Source organism: Sulfidibacter corallicola, assembly GCF_017498545.1.
Lineage (GTDB): Bacteria > Acidobacteriota > Holophagae > Acanthopleuribacterales > Acanthopleuribacteraceae > Sulfidibacter > Sulfidibacter corallicola.
Genome location: NZ_CP071793.1, coordinates 9,619,156 through 9,640,183, shown reverse-complemented (window position 1 = coordinate 9,640,183; position 21,028 = coordinate 9,619,156). Strand labels below are relative to the sequence as shown.

Sequence of the window (21,028 nt, the reverse complement as noted above, 5' to 3'; positions counted from 1 at the left end):
TGAGAGAACTTTTGGGTGGTTACGCCACCCACCGGCCTTTCCAGATTTCCTTCAGCCACTTCGCGAATAGTTCCATGTCCACGAGATAGGCGCCCATCTCATCATCGCGATACACGCCGATCTCATCCCGCGGTCGATCTCGCTGTTTGACCTGGTAGCGCAACTGGTGGGCCGTAAACGGAATTTTCTTGCAGACGTCGGTCAGGTAATACAAGCCTCGCTGATGCAGCATGGTGTTCGCGTCCCAGGAGGCCTTGATCGTGGAGACCCGGGCTGGGGTGAAGGCGCTGTAGCAACGCGAGAACACGGACATGCGCACCACCCAGTAATTCCATAGAATCCGCACACCGATTTCTTCCCACGGGTCGATGTCATCCTCGATGATTTTTCGTGCCCGCTTTCTCACTTTTTTGGTGCAAATGTTCAAAGGCTCGACGACATCCTTCAGGTAAAAGATGCCATCGTGATCGAGAATCTGTTCGGGTGTCCAGTCCTTGGGGTGAACGATTTGGGTCATTTCGTCTCGATGAAAAATGTTCTCCATGTGAACTCCATATATCGAGGTCATGGGTTCGGTGGGCTACAGGTGAAACCGCGCCGAGATTCCTGATTTCACGGCATGGAGATGTGGTGTTTCTCGGCGCGATCTCGCCTCTAGCCTGCGAGCCCGGTTTTTCGGTTGGCTGGAATTTGGATTTATTCCGTGGACTGCCACAATTTGATGATCCAGGGAGCGAAGATTTCCATGTCGACAAGATACGTGTTGAGTTCAGGATCCTTGAATACCCCGATCTCGTTCCGCGCATCCTGCGTGGTTTTGGCTTGATATCTCAACTGATGGCTGGTGAAGGGAACACGACTACACACGTCGCTCAATTGAAACAGGCCCTTTTGCTTCAGCAAGTCGTTGCCATCCCAAGTAGGGTCGACCCTCCGCACCTTGGAAATGAGATGTTCGCGATAATAAGACGAGAACACCGTCATGCGAACAACCCAATGGTTCCAGATCAAGCGGAGGCCCATTTCTTCCCAAGCGTTTCCACCGCGGGCTTTGATCGCCTTCGCCCGGTGTTTCACTTTGGCCGGGGAAAGACCCAATGGTTTGACGATGTCTTTGAAGAAAAAGACCCCCTCACTTGCCAGGATTTTTTCCTTGCTCCAATCTTTATGGTTTTGGATTAAGGTGATTTCATCTTTGCTGAAGACTTCGGTCATGTTGTGCCCTTTCGAGTTGACCACCGTCAACCAACCACGGGTGAAGCCACGACGATGCGACCTGACAATGTTGAACTGGCTCGGGTTGCATGGCGTGACCTCACCCTTGGCTTGCGATGGTGGATGGTTTGGAGTTCTGATGGTTGTCTTGAAGCGGGGTTCTTCCATTCCTAGGTGAAATATCGCCGGACCGCTTGGCTCCCACGCCAGGATGACGGGAGGGAAACTGACGCGATTTCATTTATGGTCGAATTCTGAGATTTCATCCACGTGAACGACAATGGCGGTCATGTTGTCACGGCCGCCATTGGCGTTGGCCTCATGGATGAGTTGATCGGTGACCTGGCGCGGGCCGATGCCCTTTTGGGCAAGGATGTCTCGCAGTCGTACCTCATCAATCATGTTGTAAATTCCGTCCGTGCACATGAGGACTCGATCACCGGGCTCCAAGGGTTTTTGGTTGTGAGCAATCGAGATCGCTTCACCACCGAGTGACTGAAGCAGTTGATTTCGACCTGGGTGAGTTTTCGCCTGTTCAGAAGTGATTTGCCCGGTGCGAACGAGCCAACGAGCGTAACTGTGGTCGTCTGTCAATTGCATAAGGAGATTTCGACGAAGCAAGTACGCGCGCGAGTCACCGACATGAGCTATATACAGCGTTCTATCTGATATGATCGCGGCCGTGAAGGTTGTGCCCATACCTTGAAGGATGGGATCGTTTTGGATAGCTTGGAGCAGAAAATTTTGAGCTGACTTTATTGCGTAGTGGAGTATGGCTGGAATCATTTTGGTTTCAATGTCAAAGCCACCAACCTCTCGGTTTTTTGGCCAAAACCAGCCTCCGACACCACTCGCCTCTTCAGTAGAGTGATGAAATCGTCTAACCGCCAGATTGCTTGCAATCTCACCATTGGCCGGGCCACCAAGACCATCAGCAACTGCAAAGATTCCAATTTTAGGCAACATGTAATAGGCATCCTCATTATTGAGGCGGGCTTGTCCGCAGTGAGTAGCTCCAAATAGAGTTATACCAAGCTGTTGGTTTGGATAATGGCATTTAGAGCTTTTCAAGCCAAACAACGATATAAACCAATCTTTTACATTGGCCATATTAGGCCTCCCATGTATTTTCCGAAAAAAAACATCCTATCAAATAGGTTTTGATGCTGTTCAGAAAGAAACATCATTTCTTGGTTTCTCCCTAAAATCGAACCTATCTCACTAATCAATTCGAACAGCAAAGAAAGCTCTGGATGGCTTCTGTCGGATCCAAATTAAACTCCGCAAGAATGCGACTCAAGAGAAAAAATCTTGTCGACAAGTAAATAACCACAGGTGTATAATCCCAGTTTCTGGCCAGAGAATTTCTGGTCATCACCTCGAATATCTTGCCAACTAGGCTAAGTTGTTTGAAATTATAATGTTAACTCACTAGGAGAATGTCGTGTTTTACATCTTGATTCTATTTCTGGCCGACCTTAATCAGCCCTTTCTAATCAGCTTCTCCAGTGATGAAAATCAAAAAAATGTCGAAAATGAGACGAGCAAACCCTACGACTCATCCCTCATAGAGGGTTTGGTGATTCTCCGCTCAGAAAGAGAAAGCGAAGCTGTTAGATACTTTGCCGATTTAAGTAAACGGGAAAATAAAACAATTTACGAAATAGGGGTGGATATCCTTTTGACTCATGGCGCCAATGCTGGAATGGAATACTTTGAAACCCTCTCAATTACACAAAATGATTTAAAAAGTATTTTTTATTTAGCATGGGCGTATTGGCAGGATGATGACCTTGATCAAGCCGAGAGTATTAATAGATTTGTCAAAAAACAATTAGAAGACCGTCCAACAAACATCTTGAATGCGCACAGCTCCTTTTTATCTGCAAAGCTACACGCAATTAGAGGAGAATTTGATGCAGCATTAGATGACTTCCAATCAGCAACACAGCTATACAAAGAGAAGAGCAGCTTTGGGAATTTGTTTGTTTTAACATGCTCTGTAGCTTCTCTTTACCTAGATTTAAACCAAACCTCAGATGCAGAAAGAAACCTTTTTGTTGCGCGAGAATATTATGACTTTCATGTTATCAAGAGAAAAGAGCTGGGAAAGCAACCTCGGCACCTAGGCTACTTTTATGAATTAGAAGGTCACCTTCATTGGCAAAAGAAAGAGCTTGAACTTGCAATAAAAAAATATGAAAAGAGCAGACAGCTATACTATCAAGCGGGTGAAACCCGTCAGGCTATTACTCAATTAAATAACATCGCCTTGATTCACCTTATGCTGGGTGAAGTCAAGTTGGGAATAGAGCAGACAACCGAGGCAGAGAAAAAAATCCGCGATGCCGGCTACGAAGATCTGTCTTATTACAATACGATCAATTGGATCTTTGCCTATCGTTGCGGGAAGAAGACGACGCTGCCTGAATACAATTCGATGATTAACGATGTCTCAAGCTGGGGCAAAAAAAGAAAAGATTATCGCATACTAAAACTATTGGAAACGGTCACTTCCTGGAAGTGTCATTGATTAAGGAGAACCGACTTGGAAATAGGTAGCTTCAGTCCTCTTGGCTTACAAAATCCAAAGCCAGCCTATAGCGAAAATATTTCAAATTCGAACATTTTCCCACGCCAACACGAGATAGATACTATAGAATTCAACTCCAGCTCACTTGATTTCCCAATCAATGACGGCATACCTGATATAGTAGAACTATCTTTCGGAGGACCTGACAAGCCTCCGCCACCGGTAGACGACGAGCCTTAGAGATTAATCAACTGAAACAATGAATTGATCACTTGGAGCGGACTTATAAAGCTGAATGCCAGGGTACAAATTTTGATTTGAAAAATCTTCAGGAAGTGACTTTTTCTCAATAGCTTTCCGTAATCCGCAACTGAGTCATTGTTGGGTTTCTTCTGAAGAATGAGTGAAGAAGCTAATGCAAGAGTTAAAACTGTCATCAACCCTAGGCGTGACTTAAATGAAACCAATCGCTTTAGAAATAATAAAAAAACAGAATAATCCTTTATTGGATCATCAAAGGATTCTGAACGATGGGGAGAGATCGAACTAGCGCTTGAATCATTCGCCGGGTTCAGACCTCGCCCTGCTTCTGAACTATCTTCACTTGAATCAGTAAAAGGTGAAGAATTCCCCGCATTGAAAAGAGCAGCGGACGTGCTAGTACCTTCTAGGACCGTTAATGCAACTGGATACCAAAGAAGGGGATCTCTGGATTGGGCTATTTTTTGTGCTAAGGCGATTACCCCACTTGCTTTTTCTTGTTGCTCGACAGTTAAATGGTTTTTCCAGGTTTTTCCAAGCCACTGGGGAAAACGCCCCTCTTGCCGACCTACTTCATCCCTGTTATCGAATGTTTTTCTGATGTTGTGGTACCTAGACCATTCGCCTAATGATTTTCTAGCGGCGTCGTAAAGATCTTTGTTCGCTTTCTGGTCAATACCTAATTTCGCAACATTCGATGGCGCATACAGGCGATCATCTTCAAGGGCAAGAATCAGCATCGAATTTTGTAGGGACATCGGCTTTCCGACTTGATTGGTGCTCATACTGCCTTTTTGGTTGCCCTTTCATGGAAAATATGGGTTTTGTCACAAAGGCGTACTGCCAACCAAGCCCATCATGCTCTTATACTTCACACTTTGTAGAGAAGGTTTTCCCTGTCAGTCCATGCTGAATGCCCCTTTCAAGAAAAAGCGCGGGGCCTTATTTCCTCAGCTTGATTGCTGCCTCATCTTTTCACAGTTGCCTACATTGATATATTGCGCGATTCTTCATATTTTCAGCCTGACTCTCTGGTAAATTGTGACAATTATCACACTGCTAAGTGTCCAGTTTTTCGGCGTTTTTCCTCCACGATCAAAATGAAGTGAAATATCGAGCTCATTTTTTTAAAACAAATTACTTCTATAGAATTGGAATTAAATGTCTTAAAAGACAAGACCTCTCTTTCCTCTTGAGGGATACCTGTCGAACTCCAACAGAAAGCTCGACAGGTAAGAGCATTCAGCACCAAGCGTTTTTCATTGTTTTCGAAAAATCATTGACTGACCCTTATTCTTCCGTTAGCTCAGTGTTGCGCCGAATCGATGTATTCTCGGGCTGACCATATTCGTGCCTGTCATCTCAGCTTTAAAGCGGATACGGGTACCGTTCGGATCGGCAAACGTCAACTCATAGGAATACTCGGTCCAAATTGTGTCGATTGGATTGGTTGCTTCCAAAGACATCGGCTCCCAAGACTCTCCGTTGTTGCTTGCGAACCAGTTCACGGCCGTACCACTGGGAACATCCATCTCAGCGTAGATCCGATTGGACGCAATGCCTTGAGTCACGGTATGTTCCCGTGTGATGTAGACGCCAGAATCGTCATTGAAGTACCCGATCAATGCTACGTCACCTATTACAAGTGCGGGGCTTTCGTGTTCCAAGGGCTCAGTACGCACGAATCTGGCGCGCACCAGGACCTGGTTGGTGATATTTGGTAATTGCTCTTCCTCGGCAGGAACGAGCGCGTCCCACACCTGGCCGCCATCTGTCGAATACTCCCAAGTGATGAAAGTCCCCTCGGGAAGGTGACTGAATTCGTCGACGTTCAACTGGGTTACGATCACACCCGTGACAGGTTGAAACCGGATTTCACCATTGGGTTGGAAAGTTCTGCCATAGATGTTGCAGCGAAGGTCGGACCCGTTCAACGGCGTCCAGGTCTCGGCATTACTTGATTCCAGCAATACACCAGCGGGATACGCCTGGCTTGTGATGATACCGCGGTTCCCGACCTGGGACATTTGGCCGAGCGTCGCCACCTGAACCTGGTACTCGCTACTGTTGGTCAACAACACCACGGCATACGACGTGTTCGCTTCGGCATAGAACGGCTCATCAAAGGTCACTTTGGTTTCCGATCCGGTGGTGATTTCCGCCGGCGCCATCACCTGTTCCGCCAAGACTTGGTCATTTGGAAGCCCTGTGGTCACGCCACGAATCTGGACAGTGACCGGGATCGACGGATCTTTGGCCGCGAACCATACGCCGACAGCGGTTACGATGCGGTTGACTGGGAAACTGAAGGTCTGCGCCAACGGATCGCGCTTGGCCGTTTGGAATCGGGATCGCCACACGCGGTCTCGAACCGAACGCCTGACGATGCGGGTGTCCTCGGTTTCGGGTTCGGTCACAACTCGATCCACACGGGCGATATCCAATGGGTTGTTGATCTCCAAAGGCGCGCTCGCCCCCTGGGAACCATTGGAAGCCGAGACCCGTTGGTTTCCTAATTGCGTCTCTGGGGGAATGATGAACGTGGCTGTCATACGGCCTGCCGAATCCGGGAGAATGCCGTCAGCGACCACCACACCCGCGCACCGGACGGTGATTGGCTCATTCGGAGGGAAATGATTCGAGGTGACCGTGACCCCGGTAACCCCCCTTCGCCCAATGTTCGGCGAGACCATGAAACTGGGCGGCGGCGGGTCAAACACCGCGTACGGGTTGATGTTCCTCGCCTCGCTCCAATCAGGCTGTTGGACCAGAACCGTTTCCTCTCCAGGCAACAGCGCCAGTGAGCCAATGACTTGCACGTTTGACCGGGAATGATCCACCTGCAAGGCATGAGATGTCGCGGTTCGGTTGGGTGCGACGAAGCGACCGACGGTGTCCACCCGCGCCGACCATTCGGGATGATGGACATCGCTCTGGGACTCGCTCGAAAAGTCGTCGCTGTAGATGCCCTTTTTAATCCCACCTTCTCGGTGCGAAAGATCCGCGTTCATTTGGCTCTGGGCGTCGTTGTACTTGAGCCGTTCGACGTCGCGGATCAGGTCGTGAATTTGGTCCATCGTGATCCGTCGAAGACCGAAGTTCCTGGCGGTCATCGAGATCGAATTGGGTGGGCAGTGGATCGCCGACAAACCAAGGGTCCCATCGGGCAAGACCGGCATCTTGGGATGGTCGGACGGCGGGCCTTCCAGGCGCTTGATCTCGGAGGCGGTCGCGTACATCACGTCGATCCGTCCAAGGTAGTAGTCATAATCGATACTGCAATTGGATCCGGGAACGGGTTGCTGTCCGTGGTCGGTTCGGCCGAAGTTGATGATGTTGGTGTTGCCGCGATGGAGTGCCACCTGTGACATGATCAAAGGTGACGTCCCTACACTCAACGGCGGCGTGCCCGGGCCCACATCGACACCGTCGTCGATGTATTGGGTGGCATTGGCTGGCAATTCGATCAGCAAACCGAACTGGTTGACCGCGATGTCACCGGTACCGCGATAGACCCGATAACCGGTCGCACCCGAAACGGGCAGCCAGAATAGTTCGTTGATGCCCCCTTCGGCGACGGTTCGCGTCACCACGTTCGCCGCATCAAAACCGGATTCGCCCTGGGCATCGACCGCGGTCACGAGATAATGGTAATCCCCTGTCGATGGATGACCGCCGGACCCTCCGAACCATCCTCCATCGGTGTAGTCGACCCCCCGTTCCATCTGACGGGTGTAGGTCCACCGAACCGTGTAGGTCGTGCCGATACCTGGTTCATCACCGGTACCGGTCCAATCGACCACATTCCCCGATTGGTTCCAGTCCACCCCAGGTTGAAAGGTCGTCGCGCCTTGGCTGACTTCGAGAATCGTCACGACGGGATTCGGCGAAAGGAGATCTTCGCCGCCAGCCACGCTTCCGCGCGTCACATTCTGGGTGGTTTCGACGATCGCCTCCACCTGCGTGGATGCTTTGAGGGGGGTGCTATTGACCGGGTACCGACGACGATCGGCGACAAAAGTCTTTTGCTCGCCGCGAACGTGCTTGGTCGCCTTGGACACGGGAACCAAGGTGCTGGTGGGCAGGTCGCGTTGCAGGCGGAACCCACGAATGTAGGCTCGGCCGGCGTTCGTGGTGACCGTGACGTGGTCGTCCTCGGGATCACCGACGACCGAATCAAAACCGCTCACCAGATAGGAACCAGCTTGGTCGTGGGTCCGTTCGGCCATGTTGTCAAGCAAGGAGTTCATGCCCTCGGCAGCTCGAAACGAGAGCTGCGCTTCCGAAATCGAGGAAACCCGAATACGTTCACCGGGCAAGGTGCCGACCAAATCATCCAGCACCAACTTGTTCTTGAACTTGACGATCGGCGTGACCGATCCGTCGGCGCGGTCGAACTTGTAAATGGGCAGCACGCGTCGGCCTGTAACGTTGTTCGGCAACGGTGCAGCCGTCGTGTCCTCATGGGTCAACTGCAGCACCCAGCGTTCGCGTTCGGCGGTCGGCTCGCCCGTGGCCGGGTTGATGAGGGTCGCGTCGGTGTTGCGGTCGACGTTGTATTTGAGGAGCTCGACGAAGACGTAATCGGCGCCATCGTCCTTGGCAGGATCGAAGGTCAGCACGGCACCTGGAACCTGTTCGATGTGGCCTTCGATGTAGGTCACGCCTGGGCCGACGGTCAAGATGTGGTCGGCCCTCACGACTTCGAAGCCGCTGAGAATCGAGCCCTCATGGAACACAGCATCGAACAACTTGGTGCGCTCATGGATGGCGATGTGCTGTTGCTCGTTCAGTTCGCTGTCCAACAGGTCGCGGTCCTGGTGGAAGGAAATGCGCTTGTAGTTCTTATGCGGGTCGAACGTGTCACGGGAAATGGACAAGGAAGCCTCCGATCAGTACCGGAACACGCCGACGAATTCGACGCGGGTATCATTGGTTTTGTTGAAGTCGGGAATGTTCTTGACCTCGTAGAGGTAGCCCCATTGAAGGACCTGGCCAGTTGGGTTCGTGATTTCGTGATAGCGGCCGTCCACCGCGAAATCCGTTTGGTTGTCCGCGACGTAGGCCACGTCTCCACCGAAAAACCCGTATTCCTTGATCGTGATCCCGTTGGCTTCGGCTTCCTCGAACCGGAAAAACACGCCGATGGTTCGGGTCTCGGTCGGCGTCTCGATGTAGCGGGTTCCGTTGACCAGCAAGGCACCGTCTTGGTGTTCCTCGAGAAAAGACCGCTTGTAAAACCGCTTGCGGGCGCACTCGTGAATCAGACCGGTTTGCTCAACGCTCGGCGCGGGTGGATGAAGCGGATCCGAAAACGTCGCGTTGCCATCCCCGATGGCACAATGGGTGATGCCTTCGACCGGCTCACCCCTCAACAGCTTGGCGGTCAGGATCCGGCCGGAACGCGTGATGACCCCTAGCGGCATGTGGCCCCCTCCGTGGATGTTTGGCGGGGAAGGGACGCCACTCCGGTTGGTCCGATGCAGCAACCAACAGGGTGACGTCCGTTCCGCACCGCCCTGCTTTGAAACGAATTAGGACATCGTCGAAACGCGCCCTTTCCATATCTACCTAAAGCAAATGCGTGTCAGGTGTCGGCAGAAATGTCGATTTCGTGGGTTTCGGAAATCACGACTTCATAGACGACTTGCTTGGTTGTTGCGGTGGCTGATCGAGCCAGGCCGACCCGGAAGTCCGCCGCGAGGCGCAAGGCCATTTCGGCCCCGATACCCATGTGAAGGTCCAAGGGTCGTTTGGTTCGGTTGGCAACACGCCATCGATGCGAGCCTCGTTGTCGGGTGCCCCATCCGATCACCCAACGGGCACGGAGCACATCAACGGAATCCTGTGCGACTTGGATCAAGAGCGCGGCACGAATACGTCGCTTTACGAGTACGCGCATCGCTATCGGCACCTGTCGTTTCATGGAACCGGCAAGCATCCAGCGGCCACAGGTTTTCGAGATGCGTCGCTCGTTGATCCGCCAAACGCGATCCAGGTTCCTGGTGCTCGAGGTTTGGATCGTGTAGTGCACCGGCGACCGTAAAGAGGCCTGTTGTGCGACACGCCAACGAGACGCAAGCCGAACGGCACGTCGGGATTGATTCGAATCGTCATGCGCGCCTTCCACCTGCAACCGAAAGTGATGGGCCGGAAGAATCGACGTGGAGGCGCGGAACTGTGGCTTGATGTCACCTTCGCGGGTGTGGATGTCTAGGCGCTCACCGAGTATGGGCATCGAGCGCCCCGTGAATCCGGATGGCTGGGAATCGAACTTGGCCGCGTTTGGGTTGCGGCCGGATTCGCCCCGACTGGGTCGCAATGATCAGGATGGTGCCCGAATGGTTCATTGCAGCCTCACCGCGACCCAACCGAGCGAGGCCAAATTGAAGGCCCGGTATTGGACTTGGCCGACTTCCACGATATCTTCGCTGTCGAGTCCTTCGCCGCCCATCGCGAACACGTCAATCAATTCGCCGCGGAGTTCACCGGTCGCTGATTGGTTGTGGCCCGCGAACATCGGGAACAGGACGGCTTTTCCCGTTCTTGAATTGGGGGACGTATAACTGTCCCAGTCGCCGCCATGCGCGGGTGTCAACAATCCCTGTTGGGAGGTTGGGCCGCTGTACCCCTGCGAATGGTTGAGGGCGTAAATCGCCGTGTTCGAATGACGCCCCACAATGAGCGGGAGTGGATCCGTACCGAGAAACGAATCGGCCAGGAAGGGCGTCTATAGATTCTCGAGCGTTACGGTATGAGGCTGGTTTTCCGTATCCAGCGAGACCAGTTTTGTGCGTTGGACGTTTGCCGTGTCCAAAATCATGAGGTGTTGATCGGGCTCGAAGGGAGATGCGTCATTCACCGACACCGTCACGTGATTGCCTGCGGGCACGGGGTCCAGCAATCGGGTTGTGTCTGCGGGATAGTAGCTTTTGATCAGGCCGGCATAGAATCCGAAATAGTTGGCGCCGATTTTCACGACGGTGAACAAATGATCCAGGTCGCCGAACAACCAGTACAGGGAATCGGTCGACTCATTGACATACACGTAGCTACCCGACGAGTAGCCCGCTTGGTTGACGCCTGCGTGGGTGTCACTGTCCCAGCTTTGGTAGCCGTACACGCTGATCTGGTGATTCCGGTCCCGGTTGATCACCTGAACCACAAGCCGAGATTGACCCGATTCGCCAGGCGATTGAAAGACCGTGAACGGCTCGGATCCCGAAGTGTCTTCATCGATGGTCGACCAACCGATGGTAGTGGCGAACGATTTCAAGGCATCATAGAAGGCGGGCTTGTTCGGCGCGGTCCCAGAAGCGCTGTGATACGCCATCACGCACCTGCCTGGGCCGGGCTTTCGATGGCTGAGATTTCAAGGCCCAGATCGATCTTGGCTTGTACCGGGGTTCCGGCCGGCACGGTGACCCGCCGCCAAAAGGTCAATACCTGATCGTGCGGCTTGGCACCCAGAACCAACGAGGCACCGTCGGTGGCCGTGTCCAATGCGGCCTGATCGACGGCCAAGCGGATCCATTGACGTTCGTCGGAGCCTTCGGCATCGTATACCGACACGGTCACATCGCCATGATCCAGGGCACTGTAAACCACCGCATCGGCGATATGCTCGGCAGCGGTTGACCCCGCATAACCGCGCTCGACGGTCAGGGTTACGGTCCCGCCGCCAGAAAACACCCGCAGGTGTTCGAAACCAACGACCAATACATCGCCATCGGCGAAGACCGGTCGGGTCAGCGAGATCTGGGTTTGGCTGGCATCGGCTGCCGCGGAAAGTGCTGCCTGACTGTTGGCGATCCACAATTGGCGGTCCTTGGAATCTCCGTCGGTTCCGTTGAAGGTGCCGGTGTCCGGGTTGGAGAAATCGCCATCCGCGCTGATGGGGTTGGTTAACGCGGCGTCGAGGAATACGCGCAAGGTCATTCGCGTCCCCCTTTTCCTGAAAAGTTGGCCGAAACCACGGCCTTCCTTTCCTACCTACCGGAGCGCGGGCCCATCTGTCGGCTAAGGATCCGGCCAGCGTGTGACTTCAAAACGGGTGGAAGCGACTTCCAGATTCGGGGTCAGGATGTCCTTCTCGTCATCCTGGCGGACATGCCAGCGGTAATCCTGTTCGGCACTCCGGATTCCGGCTTGGTTTAGGCGGCCCCATCCCAGCCGAATCGGCGTGGTTGGCTCGGTCGCCAGGTGCAAGCCGCGATGGTTGAGTGTGCCTCGGTTCAGGGCGAACGGCAGCGACGGCCAGCTCGTTGACCCGAACACTTCCAGGGCCAAGCGGTCATCAGTCACGTGGGCATCGGTGAGGGGACTTTGGTTCAAGGCCGCATGCCCGAGTGACCAGAACCGGGACGGCCGTTGCCATCGATCGACGCGACCGGCAGCCAGGTCAGGGGACGTTGTCGCAGCGGCGACCAGCATCAGGGCACGGGCATGACCGCCAAGCAGGCGACCGGCCAAAGGCGAGGATTGATTGAGTCGTGACCGACCCATGTGGAACCCAACCCGCGGTTGGTTCCAGGAAGCGCACACCAGTGCGCGAACAGGATCGATCGGCTCGGGTTCTATGACCTGCAGATCGATCAGGTCCCGTTGCCGAAACTTGAACAGCTCGGTCGGTTCGGCCTGCGGAAGATGGGGACCGTTTATATATGTATTGATCCTCCCCGACTTCGGTTCCCGGTTCTGGCTGGTAAACAGATGTTCGACGACCACCTTTCGCTCGCTCACCCAAGTGTTGGTGAACTTGGTTCTGTTCAGTGATGGTCGATTCGTTCGTAACCGACCTGGAAACGGGCGGTGCCACTGGGCCAGACAGGTGGGCGACGGCAAGGGCTCCGGTCGAAGCGTGGTTCCGACACTCACGTCCATCAACTCGAATCGCGATTTGCGCCGCGTGAGTTTGCGGGTGCCGTTGACCGGACTGGTGTTCAAATCGAAGATCCCGGAAAGATCGGAAAACGAGAACTGATCGAAGAACGCCTTGAGGTGGCCGAACACCAAAGGTTCAGGATCTTCCCAGGCATAGAGCCATTGCCAAAAATAGACCGCGGTGCCGGCGGGATGATGGGGCTCGATGATGTCCCGAACCTTGTCGATTTGGGTGTCACTCCTAACTCGGAACACGCCCAGACTGTTGATGCGGCCGGCCAACTTGGCTTGGTTGATGGCGGCGCGTAGGTTCAAGCGGTGGGTGTCGCGGAAGGTTTCGGTGATGTCACCAGCCCAACCGGCAAGGGTTAGGTCCCGTATCAGGGCCGGCAACGTGGCCCGCCGCCGAAAGTTCGGCACGGCGTCACGAATCGTCAGGCGTTGAAGGTCCAAGTCCCAGCCGGGATTCAGACGGATTCCCGAGAGCGAGGCAAGCAGGTCGAGGAAACGAGGATCGATGTGATCCAGGTCGATCAGGCTCGGCAAACGGTCGGCGGACGCCGCCAAGCCGTTCAATTCCAATTCGGGAAGAGAGAGAAAACGCGCCAGGTCGCCATTGACGTCGGCGGTTCGGTAAAGCTCGGGAAGCAGGCGGATAAGATCGAAGCGGGTCACGTTCGGCCCCCCACCAAATCAATCTGGACGGTTCCCAAGGTAGGAATCTGACCGAGGCCGAGCTGATGATCGGCGGCCGGTTGGATCACGACGGCGCTGACCACGCCGGCCACTCGTTCCAGGTTGGCGCGAAGATCCAAGGGCGAAATGGTTTGGCCAAAGCCCACACGGTCGAAATCGAAGTGGTCGGCCAGGACGTGTTCGAGATTGGGCCGAGACTCGGCTTGGCTGGTCTCCGATGTGAGCGTGCAGCGGACGTGCACATCAATGGGCACATAGTCGGGATCGAACAATCGGATCTCTTGGGTAATCACCTTGCGGTCATCGAGGAAACCTTGCAGGTCGCGGAGCAATTGCGGGGACGGATGGCCGCCGCCGTTGGGCGCCACGGCCAGGTTGACCTGGAAGTATCGCACGCTGGCGCAGTCGTTGACGTCGATCACCTGGGCTTTGGCGACACCAGGGAACCCCTCGACAAGCGCTTGGTAATTGTCCTTGGTGACGCCGCGCCACAGTGCTTCAAGCTCGGCCGGTGCTTGCAGTCTGGCGTGGTCGATGGATTCCCGATTAGCGCCGCCGGTGGCCGGAATCAGGTTGGTCACCCGAAGACGGATGGGCAAGCCGCCAGCGTAGAAGGTTTCGGTGGTGCGGTTGATGAGCCGGGGGCCAAGATTGCCACGGGTGCCGAGCGTCCGCAGGTAGGTGACCTTGACGGTTTGGCCAGCCTGGGGAATCGCGCCACGAATGCCGTCCCCAAAGCGCACCCGCGTGAGGTCATCGCCGTCGGTGGTCAGAACGAACTGACGTGAACTATGAATGGCATCCTGGAAGTGGGCCACCTCCGACCAGGGGTCATCGTCCACCCACAGGTGAAAGTGCCCTTGAGCCAAGTCGTGGGCGTGCAATTCGAACTGTTGCCAGGCCGCGCCAGTCGCCGCGAACGACTCCTCGAACAGTCGTCCTTGAACTGCAGCCACCTGAACGACGCGTTCACCGGTCACCAAGGTCGCGTTTTCGGAGGTCACGAAGGGGATTTCTTCAATCGTTCCGTTCTCGTCGGGTACGGCGGCCACGCAGGCCGTGCCGCGCGGAATCGCGAGATCTTCCGTCAGGGGGGCGTCCACTTCGAATTGAATCACCGTCGCAGCCGGAACGGGCCGATCCAATCGGTAACCGATCAGGGCACACAAGTTGATGAGGTTTTGACGTTCCTGGGCCGTCGCCAGATAGGTTTCGGCCGCAATTGTATCTTGGTGATGCGCAAGCAGGTCACCGACCGCCGCGAACAACTCCAACAGGACCATGCCCAAGTCGCTCGGGTTGTGGTCGGTCCACTGATCGGTCAGCAACGGGATCTTGGCGATGAGGTCGCGCCGAATCGATTCGTAGTCCCTGCGGCTGTAGTCCAAGCGGGCCTTGGTCATGGGGAATACTCCAAGCAATCAGGTTGGCGGCTGGCGGTAAAAGGGATATACAAAATTCGCTTCGGTGTTGGTGGCGATGATCGAATAGTGCATGTGAACGTCCAGGCGGTTTTGGTCCGTGACGACGGGGTTGTCGTCGAACGCGATCGACGTCACGCGAATACGCGGTTCCCATCGGCGAAGCGCCTGGCTGATGTATTGGCGAAGCAAGGCCTTCAAAATGCGATCGTTGGGTTCGAACACCAGCTCGTGAAGGCGGCTACCGAAATCGGGCCGGTGGATGCGCTCACCAAGCCGCGTCCCAAGGATTTGAGTGATCGATTCGTGGATGTGGTCAGGATGGAACGACGTAGACGATGACACCGCCGTCCCGCCCGTTCGCGGTGAGAACCGAAACGGGAATGAAAGCCCCTTACCGAGGAAATCCGTCATACCGGCTCCCCTTGACTACATCGAAAGGGCCCGGGTGATCGAACGACGGGTTCCGGTTGCGTTTGAACCGGGAACCGAATCACAAGATCGACGCCGCCCGCCGCGCTCAAGCGAATGTCTCCGGTCAACTCGACCAAGCCGGCATGACCGGAGTCGGCATGGAAACCACGGCCGCCGTCACCGGCGGGATGCACTTGGATCGCTTCCCCAACCGCGCGAATCTCGGAACCAAGGATGAGAACGGTTCCGGTCTCATTGATGACCGTCGCCACCCGGGCGGGGTGGTCCACGATCAGGTCGAAGTCAGGGAAGGAACCGCGATAGCGTTGGTGGCCCAAATCAATCAAGCCAACATGGTGAGGCAAGCCCTCTATGCCCGCTTGGCTGGTGGAAGCAACAGGAGCACCGTCCGCAAGCTCAAACGTGCGGCCGTCGGGCAGATGGAGCCACTTTCCTTGGGATGTCAACACGGACTGATTGCCCTGGGGATCGATGAATGGAAAGGCCTGGGGTGCCGAAGCGACCAAAACCGCTCCATCGGACAGGATGAACAGGCGTCCCCCGTCCGGCAACTCACGGGCTTCGGTCCCCGTGGGCAACACGACAAACGGGTACCAGTCGGGTGCCTCGGCCTGGCGCGTGTAGTCCTGAACGGCCTGCTCGTGAGCGTTCAACACTGTGTTGGCGCGACCCTCCAGATCTACAGCGCGCTCGTTGGCCAAGTGCATGAAATAGTCGGATGGGCTAGTGTATGTCTCGTCGAAGATCATCCGTTCCCCCAGGTGCTTGGATCGTGGGGATCGTCGCCAGGCTGGTAACCGGTCGCGGTTTCGTCGATTACTTCGACTTGAATGTATCGCACCGATGGACCGGCCCGAACCGTGACCATGGTCGCACCGATCTTGTTTCCGATTCGCAAGCCGCTTCCATGGGCTTCCGCAATCGATTCGTCACCGATTTCGAGATAGGGCACCGCCGGCGGGTTGCCCCGAATCACCACCGGCACCACCACACCGTCGAAGCTTTGCGTTTGTCGAATCTTTTTGGGTTCGACGTCCCACCAGGTTACCGGCATGGTTCCATCCTTCAAATCATGGCATTGGTACTGCCGCCGACGATGATCGCGCCACAGGCGGTTTGGTCACCCAGCGCCGCGATGGGGCGACCGTCGGCCAGGCCTCGAGCGGAGCCTGTCACGACGGAGTTCAGGCCGTGCCCGCGCAGAGGGCAAACGTGCACATCACCCATGCGGACGACTGGTTTTCCGTCGACAGTGACCGTCGTCGATCCGGTGACGATGGTGCCACCGTGACTGGTGGCGTCCCCGAGACGCGCCGCGGGTTTCACTACGCGCTCACTTCTGGATCAGGAAGCCGATGAAGCCGGCCAAGGCGGTGATGACCGCCAAGATGACCGACACCAACTTCCACATCGCTTCCGTGTTCATCTTTTTGACCAGCTCGGCTTCGATTTTCTCGATGTCCACCGCCTGGGCCTGCAGGTCCGAACGAAGTTGTTCAATCAGCAAGTTCACGTAAGCCCGGTCGGACTTGTTGGCAAGGCTGGATTCGATTTGGGCCAAGCGTTTCGTGATGGCTTCCTTGTGTTCGGTCAGGATGGTGCGAACATCTTCTTTGAAGTCCCGCAACGCGTGCACGATGAAGCCGTTGCCGTGGGGTGCTTGGTGGGATCCGTTAGGGGTGTTCATGGGCGATGGTCCTTTCGCGTGATGCGGTAACGGCCTTGGATTTCCAATTCGACCCGGTACCGGTCGCCAAGGCCGCGCCGGTTCAAGGCATGTTGGATGGCGATTCGGGACGCCACGATTTGCTGGTATCGGTGGCGGCTGGTGGTGCTGTCGGGATGGCGCCGATAGCAGTAGAGCGCCTTGAGTAAATGGCGGATTTCCGCGACCTCCGAGGCTTTGAGCGCGAAATCGTAATCCTCGGCAAACGCGGTCTCGGGATCAAGGCCGCCGACCAACGTGAACAGCTCACGCCGGAACAGGCGGAAATGGAAAACCATGAACGAGGTCAAGAGGGCTTGCGGGGAATAGGGCGTTCGCGTTCGATGACCCAAACTGGGGTTCCTGCTGTTGAGGTCAATGTTCAGGTAATCGGTGTACACCATGCCGACCATGGGGTGTTGATCCAGGAAGGCGACAGTCTTTGCCAAGCAATCGGGGGTGAGTCGATCATCCGCATCCAGCCAACCCACGTAGATGCCGGTCGCCAAGGCCATTGCTCGATTCAGGGCTTCAACTCGGCCTACATGTTCGGATGCAACGACCCGAATGCGGGGATCCGTCTTCGCACACGTCCGGGCCAGGGCTTGCGACCGATCCGTGCTGCCGTCATCGAAGATGATCAGTTCCCAGTCGGGGAAGGTTTGATCGACGGCGCTCTGGATGGCTTCGGAAATGTAGCGCGCGCCATTCAGCACGGTCATCACGAGGGACACGCGAGGCGTTTGCATGATGGCACCTCAACCCAACAACAGCTTGTTGGCCGCCTTGACAGCCAGGATGCCCGAGACGCCATCCATCCGAATCATGCTTCCCGCCTTGTCTCGAATCTGGATGCGTTCTCGACTTTCGGTACCGTCGACGACGATGGTTTGCGTACCACCGAGCCCGAAAATCGTGACCTTCTCGCGGCCTTTAGTCGTGTCGAACACAAGCCGTTGCCAACGGGATCGGGTTTTGTCGTTGCTTTGGATGGTGATCTTCTCGTGGTCGTGCCAGGCGTCGAACCGAAGGGTTTGCCGGGAAATGTCGGTGATTTCGATTTTGGCGCGTTGGTCTTCGATGTCCGTGGCCAGATCCAGTTGGTCGCCGTTCTCGGCTTCGCGCGTGCCACGCCGTTTGGTGTTGGCCACCTGCACGTCGCGTTTGACGTGGGCCTGAAAATGAATCCCCTGGCCGGCACGATCCAGGACTTTTAGGAACTCCTCTTGATCCCGATCGTCACACACAATCGTGTGGCCGGTTTCCGACTTGAGCAAAACCAACCGTCGTGGGCAGTAATACGGCGGGTGATCATGGAACCGAGCGTGTTCGGCGGCGTCGATGGGATTGGATGCGTGGTCTTTGGCATCTTCGCAATCGTGACACAGCGGGTTGTGGCACAGGCGCTTGGATTCCTCGGATTGTTCACCAGGATTCGAGCGCGCCAACCAGACCCCCGACCAAATCGGGAACTGTGGGTCACCACCTTCGAACTCAGCCCAGATCGAAGCACCTTCCGGCGGAACCATGAACATCCCGAGGTCGTCGTTGCCCCCATACGGAAAGCACGGCGCCGCCCAGTCCGACCAATGATCAGGGCCGGAGCCTAAAACGGCCGGCACTTCGAGACGGCACCGTCCCAAGCGTTCCGGGTCGTTGTTGTCGCGAATAAAACCCCGGTATTTACCGAACCAGTGTCCGGGTTGTGTCGTCGTTGATATGTGATCGAGCATGGCAATCCTATCCCCGATGAAAGGGAAACCCGGTCGTTCCGGGCTTCCCCTGATTGATCAGGCCTTGCGGCCCCAACCGCGCAACAGTTCCATGGCAGCGCGTTCCAGGAAGGGACGCGGCGTTTTGCGACGGTCGGCTTTGCGGACGGCGTTGTCGATGGCGTCGGCCGCGCCTTGGGTGCCGCGCTGGCTGGCTTCGGCCACTTCCCGTTTGATGGGTTTGGAGTTGTGTTCTTCGATGATGTTCACCAACATATCCAGCGCTTCGCCTTGGGCCCGGCCCCATTTGGTGAGCTTGAGAAGCGCCACAAGAAACGCCACGGCAGAGCCGACGGCATACGGATGGTTGGAAATCAGGTCAAGGATCGAGTTCAAGGGGTCACCTCCAAGGTGTTTGATTCATGCCAGTTACCCCAACGAGTGGGTTTGAGTCGTAAGTCAAGGTGGACATGATCGGGATACACGCCGATGCCGCCATTGGCGAAGGGCGGGACCCGGGTTGCCAGGTCAGCCAGGATTGCAGGGGTCAACGCATCGCAGCGAACATCCACGGCCTGGCCGGTCAAGTGGTAGGAATGGCAGGCGCCGCCTACTGCGCGGTTGTGCTCGGGGCACCGGAACCCACTGGTGACGGTAATGGGTTGCCCGGCAAGGTTACGAAGCTCTTGGAGTGCGGCGACCAGAGCGGGATCAATACGGTTCCGTCCACAGTGCCGGCACGCGAACTCGGAACCTGCAGCGTCCCGAGTGGCGAGTTGGATCTCGGAACCTGGGCCGGTTTGACCACATGCAACAAGCGCCAAGACAAGCAACACACTTCGTTTCATCGCGGCCCCCTGCCAAGGACGACGCCGGTGTTTGCATCGACCCGGATTAGGTCGGGCCCAGCCGGGGTTGGTACCGGCTGAACCTTGCCGACTTGCTTGCCCTTGGCTTTCTCGCTCTTGGCTCCCGCGCCTGTGCCGAGTGCGTTTTTCCGCAAAGTCAACTCGCACAGGTAGCCGTTGCTGTCGATTTGGTGGCGGACGGTCCGGCAGTAGTAGACCCCGGACAGCTTTTCACCGACGCCCGTGATCATCACATTCTGTTTGGCCTTCAGCGAGGGAAGGCCGATCGTAGTGGCCGTTGCGGTGACTTGCAAGAACTCGCCTTGTTTGAAGGTGCCCTCGGCCTGGGCCTGTTCCGGTTTGACTGCGGATTCCTTGTGAAGGTACTCAGCGCGCGCGAAGGCGGGTTGGATGTGGCCTGACTCAGAAGGCTTGAACCGGGCTTCTCCGGTATTCCCGTCGACGAGATAGGTTCGCTCACCCAAAACCGGTCGATCGCCAGCGGTCTGATTACTGGCGCGGTGTTCGACCACCTTCTTTTCGCGAGGATCGACGCCGATGGTTTTGATCTCGGTGCCGCGGCTCTTGACACCCTGAGCACGAATCTCAGCGCGGAAGCTTCGAAGGATGCTGTCTCCGTCGGTGAAATACGCGAAGTGGGCCTTCGGCTCGGTATCGTGGTTCGGCGGATGAAAGTGAAGCACGTCGTCTTCGACGTAGAAGACGTAACCGGTCAACCCGTCGCCGTCCTGTGCTCGAGCCGATTTGGCCAGCTCGGTAAGAAAAACGGCATCGCTCTGGTTGCTTTGAACCACACGCAGGTGGGGCACTCGCGTTGGGGCCACGAGCGCTTGAAGTCCGTTTTCGGCCGCCATGGTTTCGGCGATGTCGGAATACAGGATGCCGGGTGCCGGTTTGGTCCACACGCGTTGCGTTTCCTTGCCGGAGAGCTGGAAGCCGCGATCGTAGGCTTTGACGGAGATGCGGGGCGCGTCGCTTTCCGGAAAGTCATAGGTGATGTCTTTGATCACGCAGTGTTTTGGCGGGGAAAGGTCGTCGACATAGCCAAATCGGATCGTGATGGCGTTGCCTTCCTGGAACAAGGGATGGTCGGTGAGTTGACCGTTCCGGTTGGCAAGGGTCAGTTCCAGCAAATCGAGTTCGCCTTCGGCATCTTCGAAGGTAAGCGCCGTGATTTCCTCCGTGACGATTGCGGGCAGGTCTTCGTCTTCGATCGTTAGGTGGAAAGTCGGTTGGTGGTAGCTGGGGAACATGACGGCCTGCTCCGGTCGGTAGTTGAGAAATGAGCTTCTCTTTTC

The 21,028-nt window shown here is 55.8% G+C and carries 23 protein-coding genes; 1 reads left to right on the top strand and 22 read right to left on the bottom strand.

Annotated elements, in window-relative coordinates:
• Positions 1 to 19: 19 nt before the first annotated feature.
• From J3U87_RS29185 to J3U87_RS29175, 3 genes are all read right to left on the bottom strand, one after another.
• Positions 20 to 544 carry a hypothetical protein gene (locus tag J3U87_RS29185; RefSeq protein WP_237379320.1) on the bottom strand — a complete coding sequence of 175 codons (525 nt, stop codon included), beginning with the start codon at positions 542 to 544 and terminating at the stop codon, positions 20 to 22.
• A 152-nt stretch (positions 545 to 696) separates the two neighbouring features.
• On the bottom strand, positions 697 to 1,383 hold the full coding sequence (locus J3U87_RS29180; RefSeq protein WP_237379319.1) for a hypothetical protein: 687 nt from the start codon (positions 1,381 to 1,383) through the stop codon (positions 697 to 699).
• Between the two features lie 69 nt (positions 1,384 to 1,452).
• A complete protein-coding gene (locus J3U87_RS29175; protein ID WP_237379318.1) occupies positions 1,453 to 2,325 on the bottom strand; it encodes a PP2C family protein-serine/threonine phosphatase in 873 nt (290 codons plus the stop codon).
• Positions 2,326 to 2,659: 334 nt separating this feature from the next.
• Here J3U87_RS29175 and J3U87_RS29170 point away from each other — a divergent pair, with 334 nt between their 5' ends.
• Positions 2,660 to 3,748, top strand: coding sequence for a tetratricopeptide repeat protein (locus J3U87_RS29170; RefSeq protein WP_237379317.1), 1,089 nt, complete (start codon positions 2,660 to 2,662; stop codon positions 3,746 to 3,748).
• 236 nt (positions 3,749 to 3,984) lie between these two features.
• On the opposite strand, the gene J3U87_RS29165 is transcribed toward J3U87_RS29170, so the two are convergent.
• The 19 genes from J3U87_RS29165 to J3U87_RS29080 all read right to left on the bottom strand — a co-directional run bounded on the left by J3U87_RS29165 (position 3,985) and on the right by J3U87_RS29080 (position 20,983).
• Positions 3,985 to 4,794 (bottom strand): hypothetical protein, encoded by an 810-nt coding sequence (locus J3U87_RS29165; protein ID WP_237379316.1) that lies wholly within the window; start codon positions 4,792 to 4,794, stop codon positions 3,985 to 3,987.
• A gap of 516 nt (positions 4,795 to 5,310) precedes the next feature.
• The gene (locus tag J3U87_RS29160; RefSeq protein WP_237379315.1) at positions 5,311 to 8,889 is read right to left on the bottom strand and encodes a DUF4815 domain-containing protein; all 3,579 of its coding nucleotides are present in this window, start codon (positions 8,887 to 8,889) and stop codon (positions 5,311 to 5,313) included.
• 12 nt (positions 8,890 to 8,901) lie between these two features.
• Positions 8,902 to 9,435 carry a phage tail protein gene (locus J3U87_RS29155; protein ID WP_237379314.1) on the bottom strand — a complete coding sequence of 178 codons (534 nt, stop codon included), beginning with the start codon at positions 9,433 to 9,435 and terminating at the stop codon, positions 8,902 to 8,904.
• A gap of 161 nt (positions 9,436 to 9,596) precedes the next feature.
• Positions 9,597 to 9,911: a hypothetical protein gene (locus tag J3U87_RS29150; protein WP_237379313.1), complete on the bottom strand. Its 315-nt coding sequence runs from the start codon at positions 9,909 to 9,911 to the stop codon at positions 9,597 to 9,599.
• A 444-nt stretch (positions 9,912 to 10,355) separates the two neighbouring features.
• The gene (locus J3U87_RS29145) at positions 10,356 to 10,607 is read right to left on the bottom strand and encodes a hypothetical protein (protein WP_237379312.1); all 252 of its coding nucleotides are present in this window, start codon (positions 10,605 to 10,607) and stop codon (positions 10,356 to 10,358) included.
• A gap of 132 nt (positions 10,608 to 10,739) precedes the next feature.
• Entirely contained in the window at positions 10,740 to 11,342 is a 603-nt protein-coding gene (locus J3U87_RS29140; RefSeq protein WP_237379311.1) for a hypothetical protein, read from the bottom strand.
• A complete protein-coding gene (locus J3U87_RS29135) occupies positions 11,342 to 11,947 on the bottom strand; it encodes a hypothetical protein (RefSeq protein ID WP_237379310.1) in 606 nt (201 codons plus the stop codon). Before J3U87_RS29135 ends, J3U87_RS29140 begins: the two co-directional genes overlap by 1 nt.
• 81 nt (positions 11,948 to 12,028) lie before the next feature.
• Complete coding sequence (locus tag J3U87_RS29130) at positions 12,029 to 13,567, bottom strand: hypothetical protein (protein WP_237379309.1); 1,539 nt, start codon at positions 13,565 to 13,567, stop codon at positions 12,029 to 12,031.
• Positions 13,564 to 14,991, bottom strand: a complete 1,428-nt coding sequence (locus J3U87_RS29125) for a baseplate J/gp47 family protein (protein ID WP_237379308.1) — start codon at positions 14,989 to 14,991, stop codon at positions 13,564 to 13,566. The genes J3U87_RS29130 and J3U87_RS29125 overlap by 4 nt, the downstream gene beginning before the upstream one ends.
• 18 nt (positions 14,992 to 15,009) lie before the next feature.
• Positions 15,010 to 15,423, bottom strand: coding sequence for a GPW/gp25 family protein (locus tag J3U87_RS29120; protein ID WP_237379307.1), 414 nt, complete (start codon positions 15,421 to 15,423; stop codon positions 15,010 to 15,012).
• The gene (locus J3U87_RS29115; RefSeq protein ID WP_237379306.1) at positions 15,420 to 16,151 is read right to left on the bottom strand and encodes a hypothetical protein; all 732 of its coding nucleotides are present in this window, start codon (positions 16,149 to 16,151) and stop codon (positions 15,420 to 15,422) included. Before J3U87_RS29115 ends, J3U87_RS29120 begins: the two co-directional genes overlap by 4 nt.
• 38 nt (positions 16,152 to 16,189) lie before the next feature.
• On the bottom strand, positions 16,190 to 16,498 hold the full coding sequence (locus J3U87_RS29110; RefSeq protein WP_237379305.1) for a hypothetical protein: 309 nt from the start codon (positions 16,496 to 16,498) through the stop codon (positions 16,190 to 16,192).
• 11 nt (positions 16,499 to 16,509) lie between these two features.
• Positions 16,510 to 16,770, bottom strand: coding sequence for a PAAR domain-containing protein (locus J3U87_RS29105; protein WP_237379304.1), 261 nt, complete (start codon positions 16,768 to 16,770; stop codon positions 16,510 to 16,512).
• A 7-nt stretch (positions 16,771 to 16,777) separates the two neighbouring features.
• Positions 16,778 to 17,131, bottom strand: coding sequence for a hypothetical protein (locus J3U87_RS29100; protein ID WP_237379303.1), 354 nt, complete (start codon positions 17,129 to 17,131; stop codon positions 16,778 to 16,780).
• Positions 17,128 to 17,898 carry a glycosyltransferase gene (locus tag J3U87_RS29095; RefSeq protein ID WP_237379302.1) on the bottom strand — a complete coding sequence of 257 codons (771 nt, stop codon included), beginning with the start codon at positions 17,896 to 17,898 and terminating at the stop codon, positions 17,128 to 17,130. Before J3U87_RS29095 ends, J3U87_RS29100 begins: the two co-directional genes overlap by 4 nt.
• A 9-nt stretch (positions 17,899 to 17,907) precedes the next feature.
• The gene (locus J3U87_RS29090) at positions 17,908 to 18,882 is read right to left on the bottom strand and encodes a phage baseplate assembly protein V (RefSeq protein WP_237379301.1); all 975 of its coding nucleotides are present in this window, start codon (positions 18,880 to 18,882) and stop codon (positions 17,908 to 17,910) included.
• A gap of 57 nt (positions 18,883 to 18,939) precedes the next feature.
• Positions 18,940 to 19,257 (bottom strand): hypothetical protein, encoded by a 318-nt coding sequence (locus tag J3U87_RS29085; RefSeq protein WP_237379300.1) that lies wholly within the window; start codon positions 19,255 to 19,257, stop codon positions 18,940 to 18,942.
• Positions 19,254 to 19,709 (bottom strand): YcbK family protein, encoded by a 456-nt coding sequence (locus tag J3U87_RS35145; RefSeq protein WP_337249544.1) that lies wholly within the window; start codon positions 19,707 to 19,709, stop codon positions 19,254 to 19,256. Before J3U87_RS35145 ends, J3U87_RS29085 begins: the two co-directional genes overlap by 4 nt.
• A complete protein-coding gene (locus J3U87_RS29080; RefSeq protein WP_237379299.1) occupies positions 19,706 to 20,983 on the bottom strand; it encodes a phage late control D family protein in 1,278 nt (425 codons plus the stop codon). The genes J3U87_RS35145 and J3U87_RS29080 overlap by 4 nt, the downstream gene beginning before the upstream one ends.
• Between the last annotated feature and the right edge of the window lie 45 nt (positions 20,984 to 21,028).

Coding starts and splice junctions, on each gene's coding strand:
- J3U87_RS29185 (WP_237379320.1), bottom strand. CDS start 544: ATGGAGAACATTTTTCATCGAGACGAAATGACCCAAATCGTTCACCCC.
- J3U87_RS29180 (WP_237379319.1), bottom strand. CDS start 1,383: ATGGAAGAACCCCGCTTCAAGACAACCATCAGAACTCCAAACCATCCA.
- J3U87_RS29175 (WP_237379318.1), bottom strand. CDS start 2,325: ATGGCCAATGTAAAAGATTGGTTTATATCGTTGTTTGGCTTGAAAAGC.
- J3U87_RS29165 (WP_237379316.1), bottom strand. CDS start 4,794: ATGAGCACCAATCAAGTCGGAAAGCCGATGTCCCTACAAAATTCGATG.
- J3U87_RS29155 (WP_237379314.1), bottom strand. CDS start 9,435: ATGCCGCTAGGGGTCATCACGCGTTCCGGCCGGATCCTGACCGCCAAG.
- J3U87_RS29150 (WP_237379313.1), bottom strand. CDS start 9,911: ATGCGCGTACTCGTAAAGCGACGTATTCGTGCCGCGCTCTTGATCCAA.
- J3U87_RS29140 (WP_237379311.1), bottom strand. CDS start 11,342: ATGGCGTATCACAGCGCTTCTGGGACCGCGCCGAACAAGCCCGCCTTC.
- J3U87_RS29135 (WP_237379310.1), bottom strand. CDS start 11,947: ATGACCTTGCGCGTATTCCTCGACGCCGCGTTAACCAACCCCATCAGC.
- J3U87_RS29125 (WP_237379308.1), bottom strand. CDS start 14,991: ATGACCAAGGCCCGCTTGGACTACAGCCGCAGGGACTACGAATCGATT.
- J3U87_RS29120 (WP_237379307.1), bottom strand. CDS start 15,423: ATGACGGATTTCCTCGGTAAGGGGCTTTCATTCCCGTTTCGGTTCTCA.
- J3U87_RS29115 (WP_237379306.1), bottom strand. CDS start 16,151: ATGCACTTGGCCAACGAGCGCGCTGTAGATCTGGAGGGTCGCGCCAAC.
- J3U87_RS29110 (WP_237379305.1), bottom strand. CDS start 16,498: ATGCCGGTAACCTGGTGGGACGTCGAACCCAAAAAGATTCGACAAACG.
- J3U87_RS29100 (WP_237379303.1), bottom strand. CDS start 17,131: ATGAACACCCCTAACGGATCCCACCAAGCACCCCACGGCAACGGCTTC.
- J3U87_RS29095 (WP_237379302.1), bottom strand. CDS start 17,898: ATGCAAACGCCTCGCGTGTCCCTCGTGATGACCGTGCTGAATGGCGCG.
- J3U87_RS29090 (WP_237379301.1), bottom strand. CDS start 18,882: ATGCTCGATCACATATCAACGACGACACAACCCGGACACTGGTTCGGT.
- J3U87_RS35145 (WP_337249544.1), bottom strand. CDS start 19,709: ATGAAACGAAGTGTGTTGCTTGTCTTGGCGCTTGTTGCATGTGGTCAA.
- J3U87_RS29080 (WP_237379299.1), bottom strand. CDS start 20,983: ATGTTCCCCAGCTACCACCAACCGACTTTCCACCTAACGATCGAAGAC.